This window comes from Caulobacter sp. P1_B12_2 (genome assembly GCF_056406675.1).
This window is the reverse complement of sequence record NZ_JBFTZS010000397.1, coordinates 1-4,372: the sequence shown is the minus strand read 5'-3', so window position 1 is coordinate 4,372 and position 4,372 is coordinate 1. Positions and strand designations below refer to the sequence as shown.

Below are 4,372 nucleotides of genomic sequence, written 5' to 3'. Positions count from 1 at the left end.
GCCTATGAGGCTCACCTCAAGGCCCCCCACTTCGTCAAGTACAAGACCGCGACCGAGAAGATGGTAAAGTCCCTTAAGCTCGTTCCGGTTTTGCCAATCCTACTTTGCGCCAAGTCCAGCGGCCCAAGCGGGAGCGGTCCGTGCCTTCTAGGGGCAGCTCGATAGAAGCTGCTCCGTCGCTCGTGTTGGTCAATCTCGCCTGCAATTTGACTCGCGGGCTGAGCGGGCGACACTGCGCCATAACCGGACGTCGACATCGTTCCAGTATCCGGACCTTCCGGCGAAAAAGGCGGCTACCGACGACGTCCGTTAGCTAATGTGACCGTGGACAGATTGGTCTTGAACTACGCCAAAGGCGACCGCTGGGAGCAGGACGCCGAGCAGCCAGCTCGCACGACCATTGCTTCTCTCTATCGATGCTTTTCCGGCAGTCGCCGCAGCCAAACCTGGCCAAGCTCGTTTACCCGTGACCCCGCGCTCTCGCGCGCCAGACGTGGAAACCATGCCGCCCCAATCTTCACCTTCCGCCGCGCCGCGTATATCCACGGGGATCGCCGAACTCGACAGCATTCTGGGCGGCGGTTTGACGAGCAATCGCGCCTATTTGCTTGAAGGCACGCCGGGCAGCGGCAAGACGACCATCGCCTTGCAGTATTTGCTGGAAGGCGCGCGTCTGGGGGAACCCGGCCTTTACATCACCTTGTCGGAGACCGCGGCGGAACTGACCGAGGTCGCCCGCAGCCAYGACTGGGATCTTGACGGCATCGAGCTGTTCGAACTGGTCAACGAGGAGGGGCTGGACCCCGACAGCGAGCAATCGATCCTGGAGCCGTCCGAGGTCGAACTGGGCGAGACGATCCAGGGCGTCATGGAATGCGTCGATCGCCTGCGCCCTGCCCGCGTGGTGTTCGACAGCCTTTCGGAAATGCGCCTGCTGGCGCAAAACTCGCTGCGCTATCGTCGGCAGATCCTGGCCCTGAAGCAATATTTCTCGACCCGCAACTGCACCGTCCTGATGCTGGACGACCGCAGCTCCGATCCTGGCGACTTGCAACTGCACAGCATCGCCCATGGCGTCATCACGCTTGAACAGGCCGCGCAGGAGTACGGCACCGAGCGCAGACGCCTGCGGGTCGTCAAGATGCGCGGCGTCAAGTATCGCGGCGGCTTCCACGACTTCATCATTGAGACCGGCGGCGTATCGGTGTTCCCGCGCCTGATCGCCGCCGAGCACCACAGCGCGTTTTCCGAAACCCAGGTCACGACCGGACTGGAGCGCCTGGACCAGATGCTGGGCGGAGGGCTGTCGGCCGGCACCAACGCCTTGCTCAACGGCCCCTCCGGCGTGGGCAAGACCAGCACGGCGGTACGCTGCGCGGTCAGCGCCATCGAGCGCGGCGAGAAGGCCGTCTATTACCTGTTCGACGAAGGGCGAGCCACGATGCTCGCTCGGTCGCGGTCGATGGGCCTGGACCTGGAGCCGCACATCGCCTCGGGCGCCCTGCAGGTCATCCAGATCGACCCCGCGGATCTCTCACCGGGCGAGTTCGCCAGCTGGGTGCGTCGCGCCGTCGAGGTCGAAGACGTCAAGTTCATCGTCATCGACAGCCTCAACGCCTACCTGCAAGCCATGCCGGGCGAGAAGTTCCTGATGCTGCAGATGCACGAGATGCTGAGCTATCTGAACCAGCAAGGCGTGATCACCATCCTGATCCTGGGCCAGCACGGCATCATCGGCGAGGTCCGCTCCGAGGTTGATCTCAGTTACCTGTCCGACACCATCGTGCTGTTCCGTTACTTCGAAGCCCAGGGCAACATGCTCAAGGCCATCTCGGTGGCCAAGAGCCGCACGACCGCCCACGAAGCCAGCATTCGCGAGTTCAGGCTGGGCGTCGGCGGCATCATCATCGGCGAGCCGCTCAAGGACTTCGAAGGCGTGATGACCGGCCTTCCAACTTATCGCGGCACCACGCCGCTGCTTGCCGCCGATCCCGCGGCCGACGCGGGGTGAGCGTGGAGGAACGTATCCTGGTTCTGGCCTTGCGCGGCCGGGACGCCCAGGTCATCGCTCAGCTCCTGTCCAAACAGGGCCAACAGTCGCAGGTCTGCGACAGCGCTCAATCGCTCGCCGTGGAACTGGCCCTCGGCGMCGGCACGGCGTTGGTCACCGAGGAGTCGCTGGCTGACGCCGATCGCTCCGCCCTGTCGGCCTGGCTCGATCAACAGCCCACATGGTCGGACTTCCCCTTCATCCTGCTGGCCACGAAACGCTCGGGGCGACGCGCGCCGGAGGCCTTGGCCACCCTGGCCGCCCTCGGCAACGTCGTGGTGTTGGAGCGGCCGATCCATGGCGAGACCTTGTCGAGCGCCGTGACCTCGGCTCTGCGCGTGCGTCGACGCCAATACKAGGCTCGTCGGCGGCTTGAAGAGCTTCAGACGGCCGAGGAAGGGTTGCGGCATCTCAACGCCACGCTCGAGACCAGGATCCTGGCCCGCACTGAGGAGCTGTCGCAGGCCAACAACCAGCTGATGCAGGAAGTCTCCGAGCGCGAGCGCGCTCAGGCCGCCCTTGTACAGTCCCAGAAGATGGAAGCGGTCGGCCGGCTCACCGGCGGCATCGCCCACGACTTCAACAACCTGCTGACGGTGATCTTCGGCAATCTGGAAATGATCCAGCGCCGAACCGACGAGGAGCGCGTCCTGCGCCTGGCCAAGTTCGCGGCGGAGGCGGCCGAACGGGCAGCCAAGCTGACCCATCAGCTGTTGGCGTTCTCGCGGACCCAGCGCCTGACGCTTCGCCCTGTCGACCTGAACGGCCTGATCGTTGGCATGAACGATCTGCTGATCCGCACGATCGGACCGCAGATCCGCATCGTCACGCAGCTTTCCAACCACGCGCCCTGGGCGATGGCCGACGAGAACCAGCTGGAGCTGGCCATTCTCAACCTGGCGATCAATGCTCGCGACGCCATGCCTGACGGCGGCGTCCTGACCATCGAGACCTCGGTCGGATCCGCCAACGACGACGCCCTCGCGCCTGGCGCCTACGGCGTGGTCAGGGTCGTCGATACCGGTACGGGAATCCCCCGCCACCTGTTGTCGAAAATCTTCGATCCGTTCTTCACCACCAAGCCGATCGGCAAGGGTACCGGCCTGGGGCTCAGCCAGGTCTTTGGAATTGCCCGCCAATCGGGGGGGACGGTGCAGATCGAGAGCGACGAGGGGGCGGGCGCGAGTTTCACCCYCTGGCTGCCTCTGGCTGCGGCCGCGAGCGCCACCGACAGCACGCCCACCGACATCTCCGAGACCCAACGCGGTCAGGGCCGCATCCTGGTTATCGACGACGACGCCGGCGTGCGCCGGTTCATCGTCGAATGCCTGGAAATGCTCGGCTATCAGGTCAGCCAAGCCTCCAGCGGACAGGAAGGCGTGGCCAGTCTCCGCTCGGACGAGCCCGACCTGCTGATTGTCGATTACGCCATGCCCGGCATGAACGGCGTGGAGGTGGTGCAGATGGCTCGTGAGGGCGCGCCAAACCTGCCGATCATCCTGGCGACGGGCTATGCCGACATGGACGCGGTGGACAAGGTGATCGGGCTTGGCGCCCTTCTGCGCAAACCGTTCCGCATCGATGATCTTCAGAAGGCGGTTCGCCACGCCCTGCAGACACGCGAGCCGGCGGGCGCGGTCGCCGACTGAAAAGCTCCGGGCGTCATTCGCGTCTCGGGCGGTCGGCGGGCCGAGGGTCTCGCCGTGATCGGTGGGACGGGTTAGATTACGGGCTTGCCCACCTTGGAGGACGAACGAGGCCTGACATGCGAAAATACTATTTTCATCTGTCAGACGGCCACCAGATGAAGGATCTGGTCGGCACCGATTTCCCTGATCTCGACGCGGCGCGTCTCGAAGCGGTCAAAATCGCCGGAGAGTGGCTGCGCGACAATGCCGACACGGTCGCGGAGCATCGGGCGCTGCGCTTTGATGTCAGCGACGAAAATCGCAAGATCCTGACTAGCATCGCGGTCTCCATTATGGATCCGGCCACCTCGATGAACTGAACCGCGAGCGGGACCGTCAAGCTGGTGCAAGTCATTGCTCGCCGGTTGGCGTGGATTGGCCAATCAACCGCAGAGGCTCGTCGAGCTCAGGTCTGAACAGTCGGCCGAGTCGCGCCAGAAGCCGCCCTCGGGACCGCGCCGAATTCCGGACATTCAGCCGCTGGCGTCGATAGCGCTGATCGACCCTGCCCTGGGGATGTCTGGGTCGTTGGCCAGGTCGCGCCTTCCGCGGACATTAGTCCAACGCGGGAAGCGGTCTTTCACTCGCCAAGCGGGCCGGAGTTCAGAGGCCTACCGGCTGGAGCGGCTGGAGC

3 protein-coding genes are annotated in these 4,372 nt (G+C 64.5%); all 3 read left to right on the top strand.

The window, feature by feature from the left end; all coding sequences use genetic code 11:
- The first annotated feature begins 502 nt into the window (after positions 1–502).
- The 3 genes from AC1DZ6_RS20025 (at position 503) to AC1DZ6_RS20015 (ending at position 4,058) form a co-directional block, all read left to right on the top strand.
- A complete protein-coding gene (locus AC1DZ6_RS20025) occupies positions 503–2,011 on the top strand; it encodes an ATPase domain-containing protein (RefSeq protein WP_477098891.1) in 1,509 nt (502 codons plus the stop codon).
- 2 nt (positions 2,012–2,013) lie between these two features.
- The gene (locus AC1DZ6_RS20020; RefSeq protein ID WP_477098890.1) at positions 2,014–3,699 is read left to right on the top strand and encodes a response regulator; all 1,686 of its coding nucleotides are present in this window, start codon (positions 2,014–2,016) and stop codon (positions 3,697–3,699) included.
- Positions 3,700–3,815: 116 nt separating this feature from the next.
- The gene (locus AC1DZ6_RS20015) at positions 3,816–4,058 is read left to right on the top strand and encodes a DUF6894 family protein (protein WP_454719112.1); all 243 of its coding nucleotides are present in this window, start codon (positions 3,816–3,818) and stop codon (positions 4,056–4,058) included.
- Positions 4,059–4,372: the final 314 nt, after the last annotated feature.

Bases quoted from the DNA above. Each gene is read 5' to 3' on its own strand.
- AC1DZ6_RS20015 (WP_454719112.1), top strand. From the start codon at position 3,816: ATGCGAAAATACTATTTTCATCTGTCAGACGGCCACCAGATGAAGGAT.